17 protein-coding genes are annotated in these 19861 nt (G+C 66.9%); all 17 read left to right on the forward strand.

Annotated features, from left to right (window positions below):
• Position 1 precedes the first annotated feature (1 nt).
• The 17 genes from ABMA10_RS10920 (at position 2) to nrdR (ending at position 19830) form a co-directional block, all read left to right on the forward strand.
• Complete coding sequence (locus ABMA10_RS10920) at positions 2-1408, forward strand: UDP-N-acetylmuramoyl-tripeptide--D-alanyl-D-alanine ligase (RefSeq protein WP_347866614.1); 1407 nt, start codon at positions 2-4, stop codon at positions 1406-1408.
• Positions 1405-2502: a phospho-N-acetylmuramoyl-pentapeptide-transferase gene (mraY, locus tag ABMA10_RS10925; RefSeq protein ID WP_431031496.1), complete on the forward strand. Its 1098-nt coding sequence runs from the start codon at positions 1405-1407 to the stop codon at positions 2500-2502. The genes ABMA10_RS10920 and mraY overlap by 4 nt, the downstream gene beginning before the upstream one ends.
• On the forward strand, positions 2499-4010 hold the full coding sequence (gene murD / locus ABMA10_RS10930; RefSeq protein WP_347866612.1) for a UDP-N-acetylmuramoyl-L-alanine--D-glutamate ligase: 1512 nt from the start codon (positions 2499-2501) through the stop codon (positions 4008-4010). The genes mraY and murD overlap by 4 nt, the downstream gene beginning before the upstream one ends.
• Positions 3988-5280: a putative lipid II flippase FtsW gene (gene ftsW, locus ABMA10_RS10935; RefSeq protein ID WP_347866611.1), complete on the forward strand. Its 1293-nt coding sequence runs from the start codon at positions 3988-3990 to the stop codon at positions 5278-5280. Before murD ends, ftsW begins: the two co-directional genes overlap by 23 nt.
• On the forward strand, positions 5277-6374 hold the full coding sequence (locus ABMA10_RS10940; protein WP_347866610.1) for a UDP-N-acetylglucosamine--N-acetylmuramyl-(pentapeptide) pyrophosphoryl-undecaprenol N-acetylglucosamine transferase: 1098 nt from the start codon (positions 5277-5279) through the stop codon (positions 6372-6374). The genes ftsW and ABMA10_RS10940 overlap by 4 nt, the downstream gene beginning before the upstream one ends.
• Positions 6375-6402: 28 nt before the next feature.
• Positions 6403-7815, forward strand: a complete 1413-nt coding sequence (gene murC, locus ABMA10_RS10945) for a UDP-N-acetylmuramate--L-alanine ligase (RefSeq protein WP_347866609.1) — start codon at positions 6403-6405, stop codon at positions 7813-7815.
• A 10-nt stretch (positions 7816-7825) separates the two neighbouring features.
• The gene (locus ABMA10_RS10950) at positions 7826-8953 is read left to right on the forward strand and encodes an FtsQ-type POTRA domain-containing protein (protein WP_347866608.1); all 1128 of its coding nucleotides are present in this window, start codon (positions 7826-7828) and stop codon (positions 8951-8953) included.
• Between the two features lie 158 nt (positions 8954-9111).
• Positions 9112-10350 carry a cell division protein FtsZ gene (gene ftsZ, locus ABMA10_RS10955; protein WP_431031497.1) on the forward strand — a complete coding sequence of 413 codons (1239 nt, stop codon included), beginning with the start codon at positions 9112-9114 and terminating at the stop codon, positions 10348-10350.
• Positions 10350-11060: a YggS family pyridoxal phosphate-dependent enzyme gene (locus ABMA10_RS10960; protein ID WP_347866606.1), complete on the forward strand. Its 711-nt coding sequence runs from the start codon at positions 10350-10352 to the stop codon at positions 11058-11060. The genes ftsZ and ABMA10_RS10960 overlap by 1 nt, the downstream gene beginning before the upstream one ends.
• Positions 11061-11104: 44 nt before the next feature.
• Positions 11105-11611 (forward strand): cell division protein SepF, encoded by a 507-nt coding sequence (locus ABMA10_RS10965; RefSeq protein ID WP_347866605.1) that lies wholly within the window; start codon positions 11105-11107, stop codon positions 11609-11611.
• 7 nt (positions 11612-11618) lie between these two features.
• A complete protein-coding gene (locus tag ABMA10_RS10970; RefSeq protein WP_431031498.1) occupies positions 11619-11921 on the forward strand; it encodes a YggT family protein in 303 nt (100 codons plus the stop codon).
• 119 nt (positions 11922-12040) lie between these two features.
• Positions 12041-12676: a DivIVA domain-containing protein gene (locus ABMA10_RS10975; RefSeq protein ID WP_347866603.1), complete on the forward strand. Its 636-nt coding sequence runs from the start codon at positions 12041-12043 to the stop codon at positions 12674-12676.
• 13 nt (positions 12677-12689) lie between these two features.
• The gene (gene lspA / locus ABMA10_RS10980) at positions 12690-13313 is read left to right on the forward strand and encodes a signal peptidase II (protein WP_347866602.1); all 624 of its coding nucleotides are present in this window, start codon (positions 12690-12692) and stop codon (positions 13311-13313) included.
• On the forward strand, positions 13310-14233 hold the full coding sequence (locus ABMA10_RS10985) for an RluA family pseudouridine synthase (RefSeq protein ID WP_347866601.1): 924 nt from the start codon (positions 13310-13312) through the stop codon (positions 14231-14233). Before lspA ends, ABMA10_RS10985 begins: the two co-directional genes overlap by 4 nt.
• A 190-nt stretch (positions 14234-14423) precedes the next feature.
• Entirely contained in the window at positions 14424-17888 is a 3465-nt protein-coding gene (dnaE, locus tag ABMA10_RS10990) for a DNA polymerase III subunit alpha (protein WP_414693590.1), read from the forward strand.
• Between the two features lie 86 nt (positions 17889-17974).
• The gene (hisD, locus tag ABMA10_RS10995) at positions 17975-19345 is read left to right on the forward strand and encodes a histidinol dehydrogenase (protein WP_347866599.1); all 1371 of its coding nucleotides are present in this window, start codon (positions 17975-17977) and stop codon (positions 19343-19345) included.
• The gene (gene nrdR, locus ABMA10_RS11000) at positions 19345-19830 is read left to right on the forward strand and encodes a transcriptional regulator NrdR (RefSeq protein ID WP_347866598.1); all 486 of its coding nucleotides are present in this window, start codon (positions 19345-19347) and stop codon (positions 19828-19830) included. Before hisD ends, nrdR begins: the two co-directional genes overlap by 1 nt.
• The last annotated feature ends 31 nt before the right edge of the window (positions 19831-19861 follow it).

Raw genomic sequence — 19861 nt, forward strand, 5'->3', positions numbered from 1 at the left:
CATGATCGACCTCACCCTCAGCGAGATCGCCGCCGCCACCAACGGCCGATTGATCCCTGCGCACGCCGCTCCCGACCTCATCGTCTCCGGAGTGTCCGACACCGACTCCCGCCTGATCACTCCGGGCGACATCTTCGTCGCGAAGCCCGGCGAGGAGACCGACGGTCACTTGTTCGCCGACGCCGCGATCGCGAACGGTGCCGCACTGCTTATCGTCGAACGTGAACTCCCGGTGGCGATGCCGCAGATCGTCGTCGCCGACTCCGTCACTGCGCTCGGCGACCTCGCGACCGAGGTGATCACCCGCGTCCGTGCCCTCGGGCGGCTCCAGATCGTCGGGATCACCGGGTCGAACGGCAAGACGACCACGAAGAACCTCCTCGCCGCTGTGCTCGAGCAGCTCGGCGAGACGATCAGCCCGAAGGCCTCCTTCAACAACGAGGTCGGTGCACCGATCACGATGCTCAAGGTCACGACCCAGACGCGCTTCCTCGTCGCAGAGATGGGCGCGAGCGGGATCGGCGAGATCGCGCGGCTCATCCGCATGGCGAAGCCCGACATCGGTGTCGTGCTGAAGGTCGGTCTGGCGCATGCCGGAGAATTCGGGGGCATCGAGGCCACGGTCACCGCGAAGACCGAGATGGTGTCGGAGCTCCTTGCGTCGGACGTCGCCATCCTCAACCTGGACGACGCACGGGTCGCAGGCATGGCGGACGCCACGAGTGCCAGGGTGCTGTGGTTCGGACTCAACGAGCGAGCTGCCGTCCGCGCGACGGACATCTCGGCGACCGCGTCCGGCACCGCCTTCCGGCTCCACCTGCCTGACAGCTCCTCAGCACCCGTCCGCTTCCGCGTCCTCGGCGAGCATCACGTGATGAACGCACTCGCTGCTGCGGCTGCCGCCTTCGAACTCGGGGCCACGCTCGAACAGATCGTCGTCGCGCTCGAGAGCGTGAGCCGCGCCGAGCGTTGGCGCATGGAGCTGCTCGGAGGTCGCGACGACGTCTCGATCATCAACGACGCGTACAACGCGAGCCCCGACTCGATGTCCGCCGCCATCCGCACGCTCGCCCAGATCGGCGCCGAGCGCCACCGCACCATCGCCGTGCTCGGTGCGATGAGCGAGCTGGGGGATTGGGCAGGAGAGGAGCACGATCGCATCGGCCTGCAGGTCGTCCGTCTCGGCATCGGCCGTCTCGTGGTCGTGGGTCCTGAAGCGCGACGCATGCACATCACTGCAATCAACGAGGGCTCGTGGGACGGCGAGTCGGTGTACTTCCCGACCGCCGACGAAGCATTCGACTACTTGAGCACCGAGATCGCCCCAGGCGACACCGTGCTCGTGAAATCGTCCAACTCGGCCGGCCTCCGGTTCCTTGGCGATCGACTGGGGGAGCTGTACGCATGAGAGTCCTACTTGCAGCGGGGGCGATCTCGCTGGCGTTCTCACTCTTCCTGACGCCACTCTTCATCAAGGCCTTCCGCAAACTGGCCTGGGGCCAGTTCATCCGTGACGACGGACCGCAGAGCCACCACACGAAGCGCGGAACCGCCACGATGGGTGGCGTCATCATCATCGTCGGCACCCTCGTGGGCTTCTTCGCCAGTTACCTCATCTTCCAGGAGCAGATCGGCGTCTCGGCGCTGCTCGTGCTGTTGATGATGGTCGGCCTCGGCATCGTCGGCTTCATCGACGACTTCCTCAAGGTCCGCAAGAAGCAGAGCCTCGGGCTCGGCGGATGGGCGAAGGTCGCGGGGCAGCTCGTCGTCGCCACCGTCTTCGCGGTGTTGGCGATCAACTTCCCGAACACCGAGGGCTTCACCCCGGCGTCGACGAACATCTCGGTCATCCGCGACATCCCGATCAACTTCATGGCGGTCGGCATCCCCGTGATCGGCATCCTGCTCTACATCCTGTGGACCTCGGTGATCGTCGCAGCAACGTCGAACGGCGTGAACGTCACGGACGGCCTCGACGGCCTCGCGACGGGTGCGTCCATCCTCGCGATCGGTTCGTACATCATCATCGGGTTCTGGCAGTTCAACCAGTCCTGCTTCAGTTCCTCGCTCGCCTCCGACGTCGCGTACAAGTGCTACGACGTCCGTGATCCACTCGACCTCGCGGTCGTCGCAGCGGCCATCGTGGGCGCGCTCATCGGCTTCCTCTGGTGGAACACGTCGCCGGCGCAGATCTTCATGGGGGACAGCGGTTCGCTCGCCCTCGGTGGTGCCCTCGCGGCCCTGGCCATCCTCAGCAAGACGGAGCTGCTGCTCGTGCTCGTCGGGGGACTCTTCGTCATCGAGGCAGGATCGGTCATCGTGCAGCGGCTGTACTTCAAGGTCACCCACGGCAAGCGCATCTTCCTCATGAGCCCGATCCATCACCACTTCGAGCTGAAGGATTGGGCTGAGGTCACGGTCGTCATCCGTTTCTGGATCATCGGCGGTCTGCTCGTCGCTGCGGGAGTCGGGTCGTTCTACCTCGAATGGCTCAGCCGATGAGTCAGGCCCGGTTGGACGAGTTGCGCAGCTGGCACGCGGACTGGCGAGGCCTCCGCGTCGCAGTCCTCGGGCTCGGCATGACGGGGTTCTCGGTCGCGGACACCCTGACCGAGCTCGGTGCTGAGGTGCTGGTGCTCGCCGGCACCGCGGCAGACGAGCGTGCAGACCTCGTCCGGGTCATCGGCGCGACGCTGCTCCAGCACGATCTCTCGACGGTCCCCGACGAACTCGTCGCGTTCGAGCCGGAACTCATGGTCGTCTCGCCGGGTTTCCACCCCGATCACCCCGTCGTCGCCTGGGCACAGCGTTCGTCGGTCCCGGTCTGGGGCGACATCGAACTGGCGTGGCGGGTCCGCGACAAGGTGGGTGTCCCAGCCGAGTGGATCTGCATCACCGGCACGAACGGGAAGACCACGACGGTCCAGCTGACGGCGTCGATGCTCGTCGAGGCGGGCTTCCGGGCAGCGCCGTGCGGCAACATCGGCGTACCCGTCCTCGACGCGGTGCGCGACCCGCAGGGATTCGACTTCTTCGTCGTCGAGCTGTCCAGCTATCAGCTGCACACGCTGGGCCTGCAGGGCGGACGCAGCATCGTCTCCCCGCTCGCGAGTGTGTGCCTGAACGTCGCTGATGATCATCTCGACTGGCATGGTTCGGCCGAGGCCTATCGGGCGGCGAAGGCCGTCGTGTACGAGAACACGAGAGTGGCGTGCGTCTACAACCGCGCGGACGCTGCGACGATGACGATGGTCGAGGAGGCCGAGGTCGTCGACGGCGCGCGCGCGGTCGGCTTCGGCCTCGACGTGCCGGGCCCGAGCGACTTCGGGGTCGTCGACGGCATCCTCGTCGACCGGGCGTTCCTCGACGACCGCCGCACGAGTGCACTCGAGATCACCACAGTGGCCGACCTCGCGCTGCGTGGCCTGTCGGCTCCGCACATCGTCGCCAACATCCTCGCGGCCGCAGCACTCGCCCGCGCTGCCGGCGTGAGCGTGCAGGCCGTGCACGACACGCTCACCGCATTCGGGCTCGATGCGCACCGCATCCAACTCGTCGCGCGGAGCCTCGAGGTCGAATGGATCGACGACTCGAAGGCGACCAACCCCCACGCTGCAGATGCATCGCTCGCGGCCTACCGCTCGGTGGTCTGGATCGTCGGCGGTCTCTTGAAGGGCGTCTCGATCGACCGGCTGGTGGAACGTCACGCCGACCACCTTCGCGGGGCGATCGTCATCGGCGCCGACCGGGCCGAGGTCCTCGAAGCATTCGCGCGACACGCGCCGACGCTCACGGTGATCGAGGTCACCGAAGCGGAGACTGAACTCGTCATGCCGGAGGCCGTCCGCCGGGCCGCCGAGATCGCTCAAGCAGGGGACACCGTCCTCCTCGCACCTGCAGCGGCCTCGATGGACCAGTTCACGGACTACGGACACCGTGGTCGCCTGTTCCAGGCGGCCGTTGAAGCAGAGGTGGGAGGTGAGGCGGATGATCGATCCGCCTCGCGCTGACCCACGCCGGGCACGGTCGTCACCCTCGCAGCGCGAGTCCGGCGACGCCGTGACGGCCGGTGCTTCAGCGAACGTCATGTCCAGCGCCCGCATCTCGCTCGGCAAGGTGCTCCGCCCGGAGTCGAAGAACTACTTCCTCCTCCTCGGAATCACGCTGTTCCTCGTCGGGCTCGGCCTCGTCATGGTGCTGTCGTCCTCGTCGGTCGAGTCGTATGAGGCCGGCGACGGGTACTTCGGGCTCTTCTGGCGGCAGGCCACGTTCGCGATGATCGGCGTCCCGCTCATGCTGGTCGTGAGTCGATTCCCCGCGCGCTTCTGGAAGAAGTGGGCCTGGATCTTCCTCATCGTCGCCATGGGACTCCAGCTGCTCGTCTTCACCCCGCTCGGCTATGAGATCGGCGGGAACCGCAACTGGATCGAGATCGGCGGCTTCACCGCCCAACCGTCCGAGGCGGTGAAACTGGCGCTGGTGGTGTGGCTCGGCCTCGTACTCACGGTCAAGCAGCCTCGGCTGCTCGAGTGGAAGCACGCGCTCATCCCGGTCATCCCGTTCGCCGGGCTGTCGATCGGCCTGGTCCTGCTCGGCGGCGACCTCGGTACGGTCGTCATCATGGCGTTCATCGTCTTCTCCGCGCTGTATTTCGCCGGGGTACGCCTCCGCTTCATCGCGATCCCCGTCGTCGCGGGAGCGGTCCTGTTCTTCATCATGGCGATCACCAGCGCCAACCGGATGCAGCGCATCATGGCCTTCTTCGGTGACGGTAAGGGTGACTACGAGAACTCGGACTGGCAGTCCACGCACGGGACCTGGGCGCTTGCGAACGGCGGCCTGTGGGGCGTCGGGCTCGGCAACTCACGTGCGAAGTACGGCTGGCTCCCCGCGATCTCCAACGACTTCATCTTCGCCGCGATCGGCGAGGAGCTCGGTCTCATCGGGGCCGTCCTCGTCCTCGGCCTCTTCGTCTTCCTCGCGGTCATGTTCATCCGAGTGATCCGTGCGAGCGACGATTCGTTCGTCCGTATCACGACGGGTGCGATCATGGCCTGGGTCATCGGTCAGGCGCTCGTGAACATCGGCGTCGTCCTCGGTGTGCTGCCGGTCCTCGGCGTCCCATTACCCCTCCTCTCGTCCGGTGGCACCGCGCTGCTCACGACGCTCGTCGCGATCGGGATCGTCCTGTCCTTCGCGCGCGAACGCGGTCGACCGGCGACCCAGAAGCCTCGGCGCACGGCCGCCAGGCGCCCCCAGACCTCCGGAGTCGCCCGATGACCACCTATCTCCTCGCCGGCGGCGGTACCGCCGGCCACGTCAATCCGCTACTGGCCGTCGCCGACGGCCTTCGTGCACGTGATCCTGAAGCAGAGATCCTCGTCGTCGGTACGGCCGAAGGGCTGGAGTCGCGGCTCGTGCCCGAGCGAGGGTACGAGCTGCTCACGATCCCGAAGCTGCCGTTCCCGCGTCGGCCCAACGCTGCCGCGCTGCGGTACCCCTCGAGGCTCCGGAGCGCGGTGTCGTCCGTGGTCGAGATCATCCGCGAGCATCGGGTCGACGTCGTCATCGGGTTCGGTGGCTACGCCGCCGCCCCCGCATACCGGGCCGCGAAGCGGGCGAAGGTCCCGCTGGTGATCCATGAGGCGAACGCCCGTCCCGGACTGGCGAACCGACTCGGTGCACGCTATACGCCCTATGTCGGCGTCGCGTTCCACCGGACGCCGATCCGCAACGCCCGTTTCGTCGGCATGCCGTTACGGCACGAGATCGAGGTGCTCGATCGTGATGCACTCCGTCCGTCCGCCCTCACAGAATTCGGACTGGTGGCGGAGCGCCCGCTCCTCCTCGTCACCGGCGGCTCGCTCGGCGCTCGACGGATCAACGCCACCATGAGTGAGAGTGCCGCCGACATCGTCGCCACCGGTTGGCAGGTGTTGCACATCACCGGAGCGACGAGCGAGATCTCGGACCCGGGTGTCGAGCACTACCGGCTGCTCGACTACTGCTCGCGGATGGATCTCGCGATCGCCGCGGCCGATCTCGCCGTGTCGCGGGCCGGAAGCGCGACCGTGAGCGAACTGTGTGCTGTGGGCGTTCCGGCGGTCTACGTGCCCTACCCGGTGGGCAATGGAGAACAGCGCTTCAACGCCGCGGATGTCGTCCGCGCCGGGGGAGCGGTTATGGTTGATGACGCGCGGTTCGTGTCGGAGTGGGTGCGGGAGCACCTCGTTCCGCTCCTCGCGGATCGGCACCGGGTCGACGACATGGCGGCACAGTCGAAGAGTGTCGGTGTCTCCGACGGCACGGCTCGCATGATCGCCCTCATCGATGAGGCGCTCCAACCATCGGTGCAGCGCGTGCGCGGCCGGTGACCGAAGTCTTCTCAGAAAGCGTGACACCGTGATCAAGCCAGACCCCACCGTCGAGATCCCAGCCGACCTCGGCATCGTGCACTTCGTCGGCATCGGTGGCAGCGGCATGAGCGGCATCGCGCGCCTCTTCGTCGGCGCAGGCTCACGCGTCACCGGGTCCGACGTGCGGGAGTCCAAGAACATCGATGCGCTCCGCGCGCTCGGCGTGCCGGTGGCCATCGGGCACGACGCTTCGAACGTCGGAGAGGCCGACACGCTCGTCGTGACCGGCGCGCTCTGGGCGGACAACCCGGAATACCTGCTGGCGAAGGAGCGCGGACTGACGATCCTGCACCGCTCGCAGGCCCTCGCCTGGCTCACCTCCGGCTCCCGGCTCGTGGCCGTCGCCGGTGCGCACGGCAAGACGACCTCGACGGGCATGATCATCACGGCTCTGCTCGAACTCGCCGCGGATCCGAGCTTCGTCAACGGCGGTGTCATCGAGTCGCTCGGGTTGAGCTCGGCTCGTGGCGAGGGCGAGCTCTTCATCGTCGAGGCCGACGAGTCCGACGGCTCGTTCCTGCTCTACGACGCCGCGATCGCGCTCATCACCAACATCGACCCCGACCACCTCGACCACTACGGCTCGCTCGAGGCCTTCGAGCAGGCGTTCGTGACGTTCGCCGAACAGGCGCGCGAACTCGTCGTGATCTCCTCCGACGACGCCGGTGCCGTCCGGATCACGCCGGCGCTGCGCGAGGTCGCCGGGAACAAGCGCATCCTCACCTTCGGCGAGGCCGCGGGCGCCGATGTCCGCCTGCACGATGTCGGCCCCACCGGTCCGGTGTCGTTCCGGCTCAGCTATGAGGGAACCACCTACGCGGCGACCCTGCGGGTGCCGGGGCGGCACAACGCCATCAACGCCGCCGGAGCGTTCGCCGTCCTCGTCGGAGTCGGGTTCGACCCGGCCGCAGCACTGCAGGCGATCACAGCGTTCGGCGGAACGCAGCGGCGCTTCGAGCTCCACGGCGTCGCGAACGGCGTGAGCGTCTACGACGACTACGCGCACCACCCGACCGAGGTCGCTGCAGCTCTCGCTGCTGCACGGACCGTGGTCGGGGAAGGCAGGATCATCGCCGTCCACCAGCCGCACCTGTACAGCAGGACCCGTCTGTTCGCGCAGGAGTTCGCCGATGCGCTCGAACGGTACGCCGATCACACGGTGGTCCTCGAGGTCTATGGGGCTCGGGAAGACCCCGAGCCCGGCGTCACCGGAGCGACCGTCTCGACGCGGTTCAGCGATGCGGGCCATGTCGCCTACATCGACGACTGGCAGCGCGCGGCGGAGTACACGGCGACCGTGGCCCGGCCCGGCGACTTCGTGATCACCCTCGGCTGCGGAGACGTGTACCGGATCGTGCCTCAGCTCCTCGAGGCCATCGCCGGTCACGAGTCCGCCTGATGGGTGTGCGGTGAAGCGCCCGGACGGCTTCGACCCCGCCGTCAGGCCACGGGCCGGGCGCAGCGGAGGGCCGCGAACCGACTCGGATCGAAGCACGCGCGGTGCGGGTGCGTCCCCATCGTCGGACGACGACCAGGCGACCGACGTCCTCGATCTCGACGTCGAGCGCCCGCAGGCGTCGCGAGCACCGGCCGACGACTCCGATGCCTCGTCCGCAGGTGCCGCCGGGTCGTCGGCCGCTGCGGCGACTTCGGGTTCCGAATCGAGACCGGCTGGGTCGACTGTGTCGACCGCCTCGCCGAAACCGCCGCGTTCGAAGCGCTCGAAGTCCTCGCGAGCGTCTGCCGTAACGGCGACGGTTCCGACGGCGGGGGAGGACTCCATCCTCGACCCGCGGGAAGCCGCACGGCTTCGACGTCGACACGAGCGCCAGGAGATCCGCCGCTTCACCGCGCGGAAGCGGGGGAGGCATCGCGCCTGGCTCGTCGTCGCTGCGATCCTCGGCGCACTCGTGGTGGTCTCGCTGGCCGGAGCGTACTCGCCGCTCATGGCCGTCCGGACGATCGAGGTCGTCGGCGCTTCGAGGGTGAGTCAGGCGGAGATCACGGAGGCGCTCGAAGGTCAGCTCGGTCGCCCGCTCGCGCTCGTTGACGGCGGCGCGGTGAAGGCGGTCCTCGTCGGATACCCGCTGATCGCGAGCTACTCGCTCGAGTCGCAGCCGCCGAACACGCTCGTGGTCAGGATCGTGGAACGTGAGCCGGTCGGTGTGCTGCAATCGGGCACCGTGTACACACTGGTGGACGCGGCCGGTGTCACGATCGAACGGAGCGACCAGCCCATCGCGGGCTACCCGACGCTCATGGTGTCCGGTGGCGCCTCCTCGAAGGGGTTCATCGCGGCAGCCGCTGTCGTGCGCGCGCTTCCGGCGGAGCTGCGGGCCAGGGTGGCATCCGTGTCGGCTTCGACCGCGGACGACGTCACCCTCACACTTGTGGACTCGCCGGCCGAGGTGGTCTGGGGGAGTGCTGACGACTCGGCGATCAAGGCTGTCAGCCTCGAACGCGCGATGGCGGCGACCGATCCGACGCAGGTGAACCAGTACGACGTGACGTCTCCGGCCAACGTCATCGTCCGCTGAGCACAACCTGCGCGAATTCGCAGTCGATCTGCCGACACGCGGGGGCGCGTCCCGGACGCGTCCCGACTGGCACCTAACGTCGTGCTCAAGGACAAATTGCATACGCAGCATGACTTTAAACCTGTACTAGAGGTTGAGAGTTCTCACGGAGGCCGGAAGTGACTACTAACCAGAACTACCTCGCCGTCATCAAGGTCGTCGGAATCGGCGGCGGTGGCGTCAACGCGGTCAATCGCATGATCGAGCTCGGCCTTCGAGGGGTGGAGTTCATCGCCATCAATACGGACGCGCAAGCGCTGTTGATGAGCGATGCAGACGTCAAGCTCGATGTCGGCCGCGAGATCACTCGCGGACTCGGCGCCGGAGCGGATCCCGAGGTCGGCCGTCGCGCCGCCGAGGATCACGCCGAGGAGATCGAGGAGGCCATCGCCGGAGCGGACATGGTCTTCGTGACCGCGGGCGAGGGCGGTGGTACCGGTACCGGTGGCGCGCCCGTCGTCGCGCGCATCGCGAAGTCGATCGGCGCACTGACCATCGGTGTCGTCACGAAGCCGTTCGGCTTCGAGGGCCGCCGTCGTCAAGCACAGGCCGAGCTCGGTGTCGCGCGTCTGAAGGAAGAGGTCGACACCCTCATCGTCGTGCCGAACGACCGGCTGCTGGAGATCAGCGACCGCGGCATCAGCATGCTCGAAGCGTTCGCGACCGCCGACCAGGTGCTGCTCGCCGGTGTGCAGGGCATCACCGACCTCATCACCACCCCTGGCCTCATCAACCTCGACTTCGCCGACGTCAAGTCGGTGATGCAGGGCGCCGGTTCGGCTCTCATGGGTATCGGCTCGTCGAGAGGCGCGGACCGAGCGATCAAGGCGGCAGAACTCGCGGTGGCGTCGCCCTTGCTCGAGGCGAGCATCGAGGGCGCGCATGGTGTCCTGCTGTCCATCCAGGGTGGCTCGAATCTCGGCATCTTCGAGATCAACGATGCAGCGAAGCTTGTCCAGGAGGCCGTCCACCCGGAGGCCAACATCATCTTCGGCGCTGTGGTCGACGACACCCTCGGCGATGAGGTGCGCGTCACCGTGATCGCCGCAGGCTTCGACGGCGGCGAGCCGCTCACCCGGACTGCGGCGTCGCCGGCCGACGCGGTCATCTCAGGCGGCGTCATGAGCTCCTCGGACGAGCCTGCCAGCGCTCCGATCAGCACCACGTCGAACGATTCCGCCGAGAGCCGCCCCGCTGCGGCTCCCGCTTCCACGGGATCCGACTGGAACTCGGGCCGCGGTGCGTCCGCGTTCTCCGGCGGCAACGCTCGTCAGTCGGAGACGGTCGTCGAGACGGCGGTCGCCGACCCCTCGTTCGACGATGAGGGCGAGCTGGACATCCCCGACTTCCTGAAGTAGTGGCAGTCGAACCGAACGTGGCCGGATCGGGTTCCCTGGAACCCGATCCGGCTCTGCTCGATCGTCTTGCCGACATCCGTGGTCGAGTGGCGCAGGCCACCCGTGACGCCGGTCGGGTCGACGAGCCGACGCTCATCGTCGTGACGAAGTTCCACCCGGTCGAGCTGGTGCGACGCCTCGCGGCAGCAGGTGTCAGCGATGTGGGGGAGAACCGTCACCCCGAGGCTCGCGACAAGGCTCTCGGATCAGAGGGTCTCGGACTCCATTGGCACTTCATCGGTCAGCTGCAGACGAACAAGGCCAAGCAGGTGCGGCGGTATGTCGACGCGGTGCACTCGGTCGATCGTCCCGAACTCCTCCGCGCCCTCTCGTCAGCGGACAGGAGTATCGACGTCTATCTGCAGATCAACCTCACCGACGATCCTGGCAGGGGTGGGGTGACCGGTGACGCAATGCTCGAAGCACTCGCTGTCGAGGCGCTCGAGACCACGGGTGTCGTCCTCCGTGGCGTCATGGCCGTCGCACCGCTCGACGAGCCGGCGACATCAGCCTTCGCGCGCGTCGCGGCCGCATCGGAGCGGGTGCGATCGCTTGCTCCGGGAGCGACCGGACTGTCGATCGGGATGAGCCACGACTTCGTCGAAGCCATCGATGCCGGCGCGACACACCTACGCATCGGCACGGCAATCACCGGGAATCGGCCAGTGTGACGTTAATCTCGAAGGTGCAAGGACCGCAGATCACGGAGGAAACGATGTCGAACCCACTGAAGAAGACCATGGTGTACCTCGGGCTCGCCGACGATGATCTGGAGTACGAGCAGCAGCAGACCGCTCAGGCCGAGCCGGCCCAGCAGGCCGAGCCACGACGGGCAGAGCGCCCGGAGCGTGTCGAGCGGGTCGAGAAGGCTGCTCCTGTCACTCCGCTCCGGAAGCCGGTTCCCGTGCGTCAGCCGGTCGCGCCGAGCTCAGACCTCAACGAGATTTTGACGGTGCACCCCAAGCAGTACCGCGACGCGCAGATCATCGCCGAGAGCTTCCGCGACGGCGTCCCCGTCATCATCAACCTCTCGCAGATGAGCGACGGCGATGCTCGTCGACTGATCGACTTCGCCAGTGGGCTCTCCCAGGGGCTCTACGGCAAGATCGAGCGCGTCACGAGCAAGGTGTTCCTCCTGTCTCCCGAACACGTCGCCATTTCCGGCGACAACGGCCAAGGTGCCCCCGAGGCGACCGAGGCGACGTTCTTCGCTCAGTCATAATTGAGGGGTGGCTTCTCTCATCTCCGTGATCGGCACGATTCTCTATCTCGCGCTGCTCCTCTATTTCTTCGTGCTCTGGGCACGGTTCATCCTCGACCTGGCTCGTGTGCTCCGGCCGCAGTGGCGCCCTTCCGGCGTCGGCCTGGTGCTCGCTGAACTCAGTTTCACGGTCACCGACCCGCCGATCAGGTTCTTCCGACGGGTCCTGCCCAGGGTGGCGATCGGTCCCGTCGCCCTGGATTTCGGGTGGACCCTGACGATGCTCTGCTGCATCATCGCCATGACGCTCGTGAATGTGTGGCTACGATAGAACGTCCGTCACCCGGCGGCAGCCTCCACTCGCGGCAACATGTCTCACCCTCTGGGTCAGACTTTGCTAGCGTGGGGGCGTTGTACAGATTTTCGATTCGACAGTGAAGGTGGTTCGCTATGGCGCTCACTCCCGAAGACGTGGTCCAGAAGCGGTTTCAGCAGACCAAGTTCCGCGAAGGCTACGACCAGGACGAGGTGGACGACTTCCTCGATGAGGTGGTCGTCGAACTCCGTCGCCTGATCCAGGAGAAGGACGAGGTCCAGCAGAAGCTGACCGCGGCCGAAGCCAAGGTGGCCGAGCTGCAGTCCGGTGGTTCGTCCGCTCCTGCTGCCCCCGCCAAGGTCGAAGCAGCTCCCGCTCCGGTCGTCGCACCGGTCGCAGCACCCGCTGCGGAGTCGGCGGACAACACTGCGGAGAGCTCCAACAACCTGCTGCAGCTCGCACGCCGTCTTCACGACGAGCACGTCGCCGAAGGTGCTCAGCGCCGCGACTCGCTCATCGCAGAGGGTCACGCGACCGCTGCCCGTGTCGTCGCCGAGGCTGAGGCCAAGCAGCGCGCGCAGATGCAGATCCTCGAGCAGGAGCGTTCCGTGCTCGAGCACAAGATCGACGAACTCCGCAACTTCGAGCGTGAGTACCGCTCGCAGCTGCGTGGCTACATCGAGGGCCAGCTCAAGGACCTCGACGCCTCGTCGTCGAGCTCCGCTCCCGACGCGCAGGCCGGCGTGACCGCCGACAGCGCAGCGGTCTAGCGCAGACCCCCGGTTGTCTCCCGCATCACCGTCGAAAACCAGCGCCAGGACTCTTGCAGTCCTGGCGCTGGTTGCCGTCGTGGCCTATTCGGCCGATCAATTCACCAAATTCCTCGTGACGACGAATCTCACGGTGGGTGAGAGCGTTCCCGTCCTCGGAAATGCGCTCGTGCTGTACTTCGTCAAGAACTCCGGAGCGGCGTTCTCCCTCGGGGCCGGGTACACCTGGATCTTCTCGATCCTGGCCGCGGTCGTCGTGGTCGTCATCATCTGGTTCGCCAGGCGGATCCGCTCTCTGGCGTGGGTGGTCGTCTTCGGACTCCTCCTCGGCGGTGTGCTGGGCAACCTGACCGACCGTCTCCTCCGGGAACCGTCCTTCGGCCTGGGTCATGTCGTCGACTTCATCTCGACGCCCTGGATGCTCCCGGCCATCTACAACGTGGCGGACATCTGCATCGTCGTCAGCATGGCGCTGTTCATCCTCCTGACGCTGTTCGGCGTGAACCTTGACGGCACTCGGACCACCCGCGCGAGCGAAGCCGCAGTCGACGCGAGCGAGCCGGTCGCCGAGACGACGCCGGAGACTCCTTCCGGATTGTCCACGGAGCTCCCTCCGACGAAGCCGGACCAGCAATGACCGAGTCACGTAGCCTGTTCGTCCCGGACGGGCTGGAGGGCGAGCGCGTCGACGCCGGTCTCGCCAAGCTCCTCGGGTTCTCGCGGAGCTATGCGGCTGAGGTCGCGATCGGCGGCGGTGTCAGCATGAATGGCAAGCCCGTCGACAAGTCGGATCGGCTCCTCGCCGGTGCCTGGCTCGAGGTCGAATGGACACCGCGCCGTGCGGCGGTCATCGTCCCGATCGCGGTGCCGGATCTCGGCATCGTTCACGACGACGACGACATCGTCGTCGTCGACAAGCCGGCCGGTGTCGCCGCCCATCCATCGGTGGGTTGGGAAGGGCCGACGGTGCTCGGCGCCCTCGCCGCCGCGGGCTTCCGCATCTCCACGTCCGGAGCGGCGGAGCGTGCGGGTGTCGTCCATCGTCTCGACGCCGGGACGAGCGGCCTCATGGTCGTCGCGAAGACCGAGCGTGCGTACACCTGGCTCAAGCGGGCCTTCCACGACCGCGAGGTGGAGAAGATCTACCGAGCTGTGGTGCAGGGCCACCCGGACCCACTCGCCGGGACCATCGACGGACCCATCGGCCGCCACCCGAGGCACGACTGGCGCTTCGCCGTCATCGCCGACGGCAAGCCGTCGGTCACGCATTACGAGACGCTCGAGGCCTTCCCCTACGCATCGCTGCTCGAGGTCCACCTCGAGACCGGCCGGACCCACCAGATCCGCGTCCACATGGCGGCGCAACGCCACCCGTGCGTCGGCGACACGATGTACGGCGCAGACGCGGCGCTGTCGGCTCGCCTCGGCCTGACCAGGCAGTGGCTCCATGCCACGAAGCTCGGCTTCGCACACCCCGCCACCGGCGAGTTCGTGCGTTTCGAAGCACCCTATCCCGCCGACCTCCAGCACGCGCTCTCGGTCCTCGAACTGGACTGAGCACCACTGCCCACCCGCCGCAGACGACGCCCGGTCCTCCCCAGGAACCGGGCGTCGGTCGTGACGGTTAGGCTTGATCCAGACCACCTCGACGTCCGCGTCGAACCCCACAGCACGATCCCCGGAGGCGCCGTCCGTGCCCACGTCCACCGATTCGTTCGTTCATCTGCACGTCCACAGCGAGTACTCGATGCTCGACGGTGCAGCCCGCGTGAAACCGCTCATCCAGGCGGCCGTCGAGCAGGGCATGCCCGCCGTGGCGGTGACCGACCACGGCAACATGTTCGGGGCGTTCGACTTCTGGCGGACCGCCACCGATGCCGGAATCAAGCCGATCATCGGGACGGAGGCGTACATCACGCCCGGAACGGCCCGCGGCGACCGCACGCGCATCAAGTGGGGCGACGGCGGCGGGGACGACGTCTCGGGAGCTGGTTCCTACACCCACATGACGCTCCTGTCGGAGACGACCGAGGGCATGCACAACCTGTTTCGGCTGTCGTCCAAGGCCTCGATCGAGGGCTACTACTTCAAGCCGCGCATGGACCGCGAGATCCTCAGCCAGTACGGCAAGGGGCTGATCGCCACGACCGGATGCCCGAGCGGTGAGGTCCAGACGCGCCTGCGTCTGGGCCAGTACGACGAAGCGGTGAAAGCCGCTGCGGACTTCCGCGACATCTTCGGCGCCGAGAACTACTTCTGCGAGATCATGGACCACGGACTCGGCATCGAGCGCCGCATCATGAGCGACCTCATCCGTCTCTCGAAGGACCTCGGTCTGCCGCTCCTCGCGACGAACGACCTGCACTACACGCATGCGGCCGACGCGAAGGCGCACGCGGCGCTGCTGTGCGTGCAGTCCGGTTCGACGCTGAACGACCCGAACCGCTTCAAGTTCGATGCGGACGAGTTCTACCTGAAGTCGGCCGAAGAGATGCGCCGCCTGTTCCGTGAGTACCCGGAAGCCTGCGACAACACTCTGGCGATCGCCGAACGTTGCGACGTGGCGTTCAACACCTCCGCGAACTACATGCCCCGGTTCCCGGTTCCGGCAGGCGAGGATGAGGAGAGCTGGTTCATCAAGGAGGTCGAGGTCGGCCTGCACCACCGCTATCCGGACGGCATCCCGTCCGACGTCCGAGAGCGCGCGAACTACGAGACCGGCGTCATCGTGCAGATGGGCTTCCCGGGGTACTTCCTCGTCGTCGCCGACTTCATCCAGTGGTCCAAGCGCAACGGCATCCGCGTCGGGCCCGGTCGCGGCTCCGGTGCCGGCTCGATGGCGGCGTACGCGATGCAGATCACCGATCTCGATCCGCTGCGTCACGGCCTCATTTTCGAACGGTTCCTGAACCCCGACCGCGTCTCCATGCCCGACTTCGACGTCGACTTCGATGATCGCCGCCGTGGTGAGGTCATCAAGTACGTGACGGAGAAGTACGGCGACGAACGCGTCGCGCAGATCGTCACCTACGGCACGATCAAGGCGAAGCAGGCGCTGAAAGACTCCTCTCGAGTCCTCGGGTTCCCCTTCGGCATGGGTGACAAGCTGACGAAGGCCATGCCGCCGGCGGTCATGGGCAAGGACATCCCGCTCGAGGGCATCCTCGACACCAAGCACCCGCGATACAAGGAGGCGGTCGACCTCCGAGGCATCCTCGACACCGATCCAGAGGCCCGTACCGTCTTCGAGACGGCGCTCGGCATCGAGAATCTGAAGCGCCAGTGGGGTGTGCACGCTGCAGGCGTGATCATGTCGAGTGACCCGCTCATCGACATCATCCCCATCATGAAGCGTGAGCAGGACGGCCAGATCGTCACGCAGTTCGACTATCCCGCCTGCGAGTCGCTCGGCTTGATCAAGATGGACTTCCTCGGGTTGCGGAACCTGACGATCATCAACGACGCGCTCGACAACATCAAGAGCAACCGCGATCTCGACCTCGTCCTCGAGGATCTCGAACTCGACGACCGCGGGGCCTACGAACTGCTCTCTCGCGGCGACACGCTCGGCGTGTTCCAGCTCGACGGTGGACCGATGCGAGCTCTGCTGCGGCTCATGAAGCCCGACAACTTCGAAGACATCTCGGCGCTCATCGCGCTGTACCGTCCAGGGCCCATGGGAGCGAACTCGCACACGAACTACGCGCTCCGCAAGAACGGGCAGCAGGAGATCACCCCGATCCACCCGCAACTCGCGGAGCCGTTGTCGGAGATCCTGTCGACCAGTTACGGCTTGATCATCTACCAGGAGCAGGTGATGGCGATCGCGCAGAAGGTCGCCGGGTTCTCGCTCGGTCAGGCCGACATCCTCCGTCGCGCGATGGGCAAGAAGAAGAAGTCCGAGCTGGACAAGCAGTTCGAGGGTTTCTCGGGCGGGATGATGGCCAACGGATTCTCGATGGAGGCCGTCAACAAACTCTGGGAGATCCTGCTCCCGTTCTCCGACTACGCGTTCAACAAGGCGCATTCCGCCGCCTACGGCGTCATCTCCTACTGGACCGCCTACCTCAAAGCGCATTATCCGGCCGAGTACATGGCCGGATTGCTGACGAGTGTCGGCGACTCGAAGGACAAGATGGCGCTGTATCTGAACGAGTGCCGCCGGATGGGCATCCAGGTGCTCCCGCCGGACGTCAACGAGTCGATCGGCTTCTTCGCCGCCGTCGGCGAGGACATCCGGTTCGGCCTCGGCGCGATCCGTAACGTCGGTGCGAACGTGGTCGAACTGATCCGGGTCGCGCGTGAACGGGAGGGACGGTTCACCTCGTTCCACGACTTCCTGCGCAAAGTCCCGTTGCCGGTTGCGAACAAGCGGACGATCGAATCACTCATCAAGGCAGGCGCCTTCGATTCCATGGGCGACAGTCGGCGTGCCCTCTACGAGATCCACGAGGACGCCGTCGACTCCGTCGTCAAGGACAAGCGCGCCGAGGCCTCCGGGAGCATCGGGTTCGACTTCGACAGTCTGTTCGCCGAAGTCGGCGAGGTTCCGCTGGCGAGCGTCCCCGAGCGCCCTGACTGGGCCAAGCGCGACAAACTCAACTTCGAGCGCGAGATGCTCGGCCTGTACGTGTCGGACCACCCGCTGGCCGGGCTCGAGATCGAGCTTGCGAAGCACGCGTCCACGACGATCACCGACCTCATGGCCTCCGAGGCAGCCGATGGCGAGACCGTCGTGATCGCCGGACTCGTCACGAGCGTGCAGCACCGCATCGCGAAGGCGTCGGGGAACCAGTACGGCATGATCCAGGTCGAGGACTTCGGCGGCGAGATGACCGCCATGTTCATGGGCAAGGCGTATCAGGAGTTCGCGCCCGAGCTCGTCGGTGATGCGATCGTCGTCGTCCGAGGCCGCGTCAGCGTCCGCGACGACGGGATGAACCTGCACGCCTACAGCATCTTCTCGCCCGACTTCCCGGAGACAGGCGGCGACCGGATGCTGCAGCTCTCGATGGCGGACGCGCGCGCGACGACCGAGATCGTCACGACGCTCAGTGACGTCCTCACCCGGCACACGGGCCCGACGGAAGTCCGGCTCAAGCTCATCCGCGGTGACGTCGCGCGCGTGTTCGAGCTGCCGTACCGGGTCAATCTGTCGTCCGGGTTGTTCGGCGAGCTGAAGTCACTGCTCGGCCCGAACTGTCTCGGCTGATCCCGTCGCCGCCGCTGCTGGGGGAGTGCTCGGAGCACTCCTCCTGCGGCGTGGGCCTACGGCCCGAGCGGTAGGCTGTGACGGCCATGATCACCACCATTGACCTCAGGGGAGTGCGGCCGAGCCGCGACGAGCTCCTCGACATGCTGCCCCGTCCCGTCGTCGACATCACTGCTGCTGCGCGCGCAGCCCAGACACTGATCGATGACGTTCGCGCGCATGGATCCACAGCCCTGCTCGAGCAGGCTGACCGATTCGACGGTGGACGTCCCGACGCGATCCGTGTGCCGCAGGCGGAGATCGACGACGCCGTCCTCGCGCTCGCCCCGGAGGTGCGCGCTGCGCTGGTCGAGGCGATCGATCGCGTGCGCGAGGCGACCCGCGCGCAGGTCCCGCCGACGCGGACGACGACGCTCGCCGACGGCGCGACCGTCGTGCAGCGGTGGGCACCCGTCGGTCGCGTCGGACTCTACGTCCCTGGCGGCAAGGCCGTCTATCCATCGAGCGTCGTGATGAACGTCGTCCCCGCTCAGGAGGCAGGTGTCGGCTCCGTCGCCCTCGCGTCCCCGCCGCAGCGTGAGTTCGGCGGTCGTGTACACCCGACGATCCTCGGCGCGGCCGGGTTGCTCGGCGTGACCGAGGTCTACGCGATGGGTGGCGCCGGAGCGATCGGCGCGTTCGCCTACGGCGTGCCGGACGCAGGACTCGCAGCCGTCGACGTCGTGACGGGGCCCGGGAACATCTTCGTCGCTGCGGCGAAGCGTCTCGTCAAGGGACAGGTCGGCATCGACGCAGAAGCCGGGACGACAGAGATCCTGGTGATCGCCGACGACACGGCAGATGCTCGACTCGTCGCTGCCGATCTGGTCAGCCAGGCCGAACACGACGAAGCGGCGGCGTCACTGCTGGTGACGGACAGTGCCGAGCTGGCCGACGCCGTCGAGGCCTGGTTGCTCCGCTACGCCGCCGGGACGAGGCACGGCGCACGCGTCGTCGAGGCGCTCGGCGGGCCACAGTCCGCGATCGTCCTCGTGGACGACCTCGACGCAGCCGTCGCCTTCAGCAATGCCTATGGACCCGAGCACCTCGAGGTGCAGACGTCCGACCCGGAGTCGCTCCTCGACACGATCACCAATGCCGGCGCGATCTTCCTCGGCAACCACACGCCGGTGAGCCTCGGCGACTACCTCGCGGGTTCGAACCACGTGCTGCCGACCGGGGGACAGGCCAGATTCTCCTCCGGACTCGGAGCATTCACCTTCCTGCGGCCGCAGCAGGTCATCCGCTACGACGAGGAAGCGTTGCGCCAGGTCTCGGCGCACATCGTCGCCCTGTCGGGTTCAGAGGACCTGCCGGCGCATGGCGAGGCGGTGACCGCGCGCTTCGGATTGGTCGCCGCGGAGCTCGACGCCGCGGCGTCTGCCTCGGGAGCCGTCGACGCCGAGGGAGGTCGCTGATGTACTGCCCGTTCTGCCGCCACCCCGATTCCCGCGTCATCGATTCCCGCACCAGCGACGATGGACTGGCCATCCGCCGTCGTCGACAGTGCCCGGAGTGCGGTCGCCGGTTCAGCACGATGGAGACTTCGAGCCTCGGCGTGATCAAGCGCTCAGGTGTGGTCGAACCATTCAGCCGCGAGAAGGTCGTCAGCGGTGTCCGCAAAGCATGCCAGGGGCGACCGGTCACCGATTCCGACCTCGCCGTCCTGGCACAGCGCGTCGAGGAGTCGATCCGGGCGACCGGGGCGTCCCAGATCGATGCGAACGACATCGGCCTCGCCATCCTGGCGCCGCTGCGTGAACTCGACGAGGTCGCGTATCTGCGGTTCGCAAGCGTCTACCAGGCGTTCGAATCGCTCGACGACTTCGAAGCGGCGATCGGCCTGCTCCGTGTGGAGCACGCTTCCGGCGGCACGACCCAAGCGGTCGCGACCGACCACTGACCGGCGTCCGGCCCGGGGTGCGCGGAGCCGC

Origin of the sequence: Plantibacter sp. RU18, assembly GCF_050613355.1 — a bacterium.
Classification (GTDB): Bacteria; Actinomycetota; Actinomycetes; order Actinomycetales; family Microbacteriaceae; genus Plantibacter.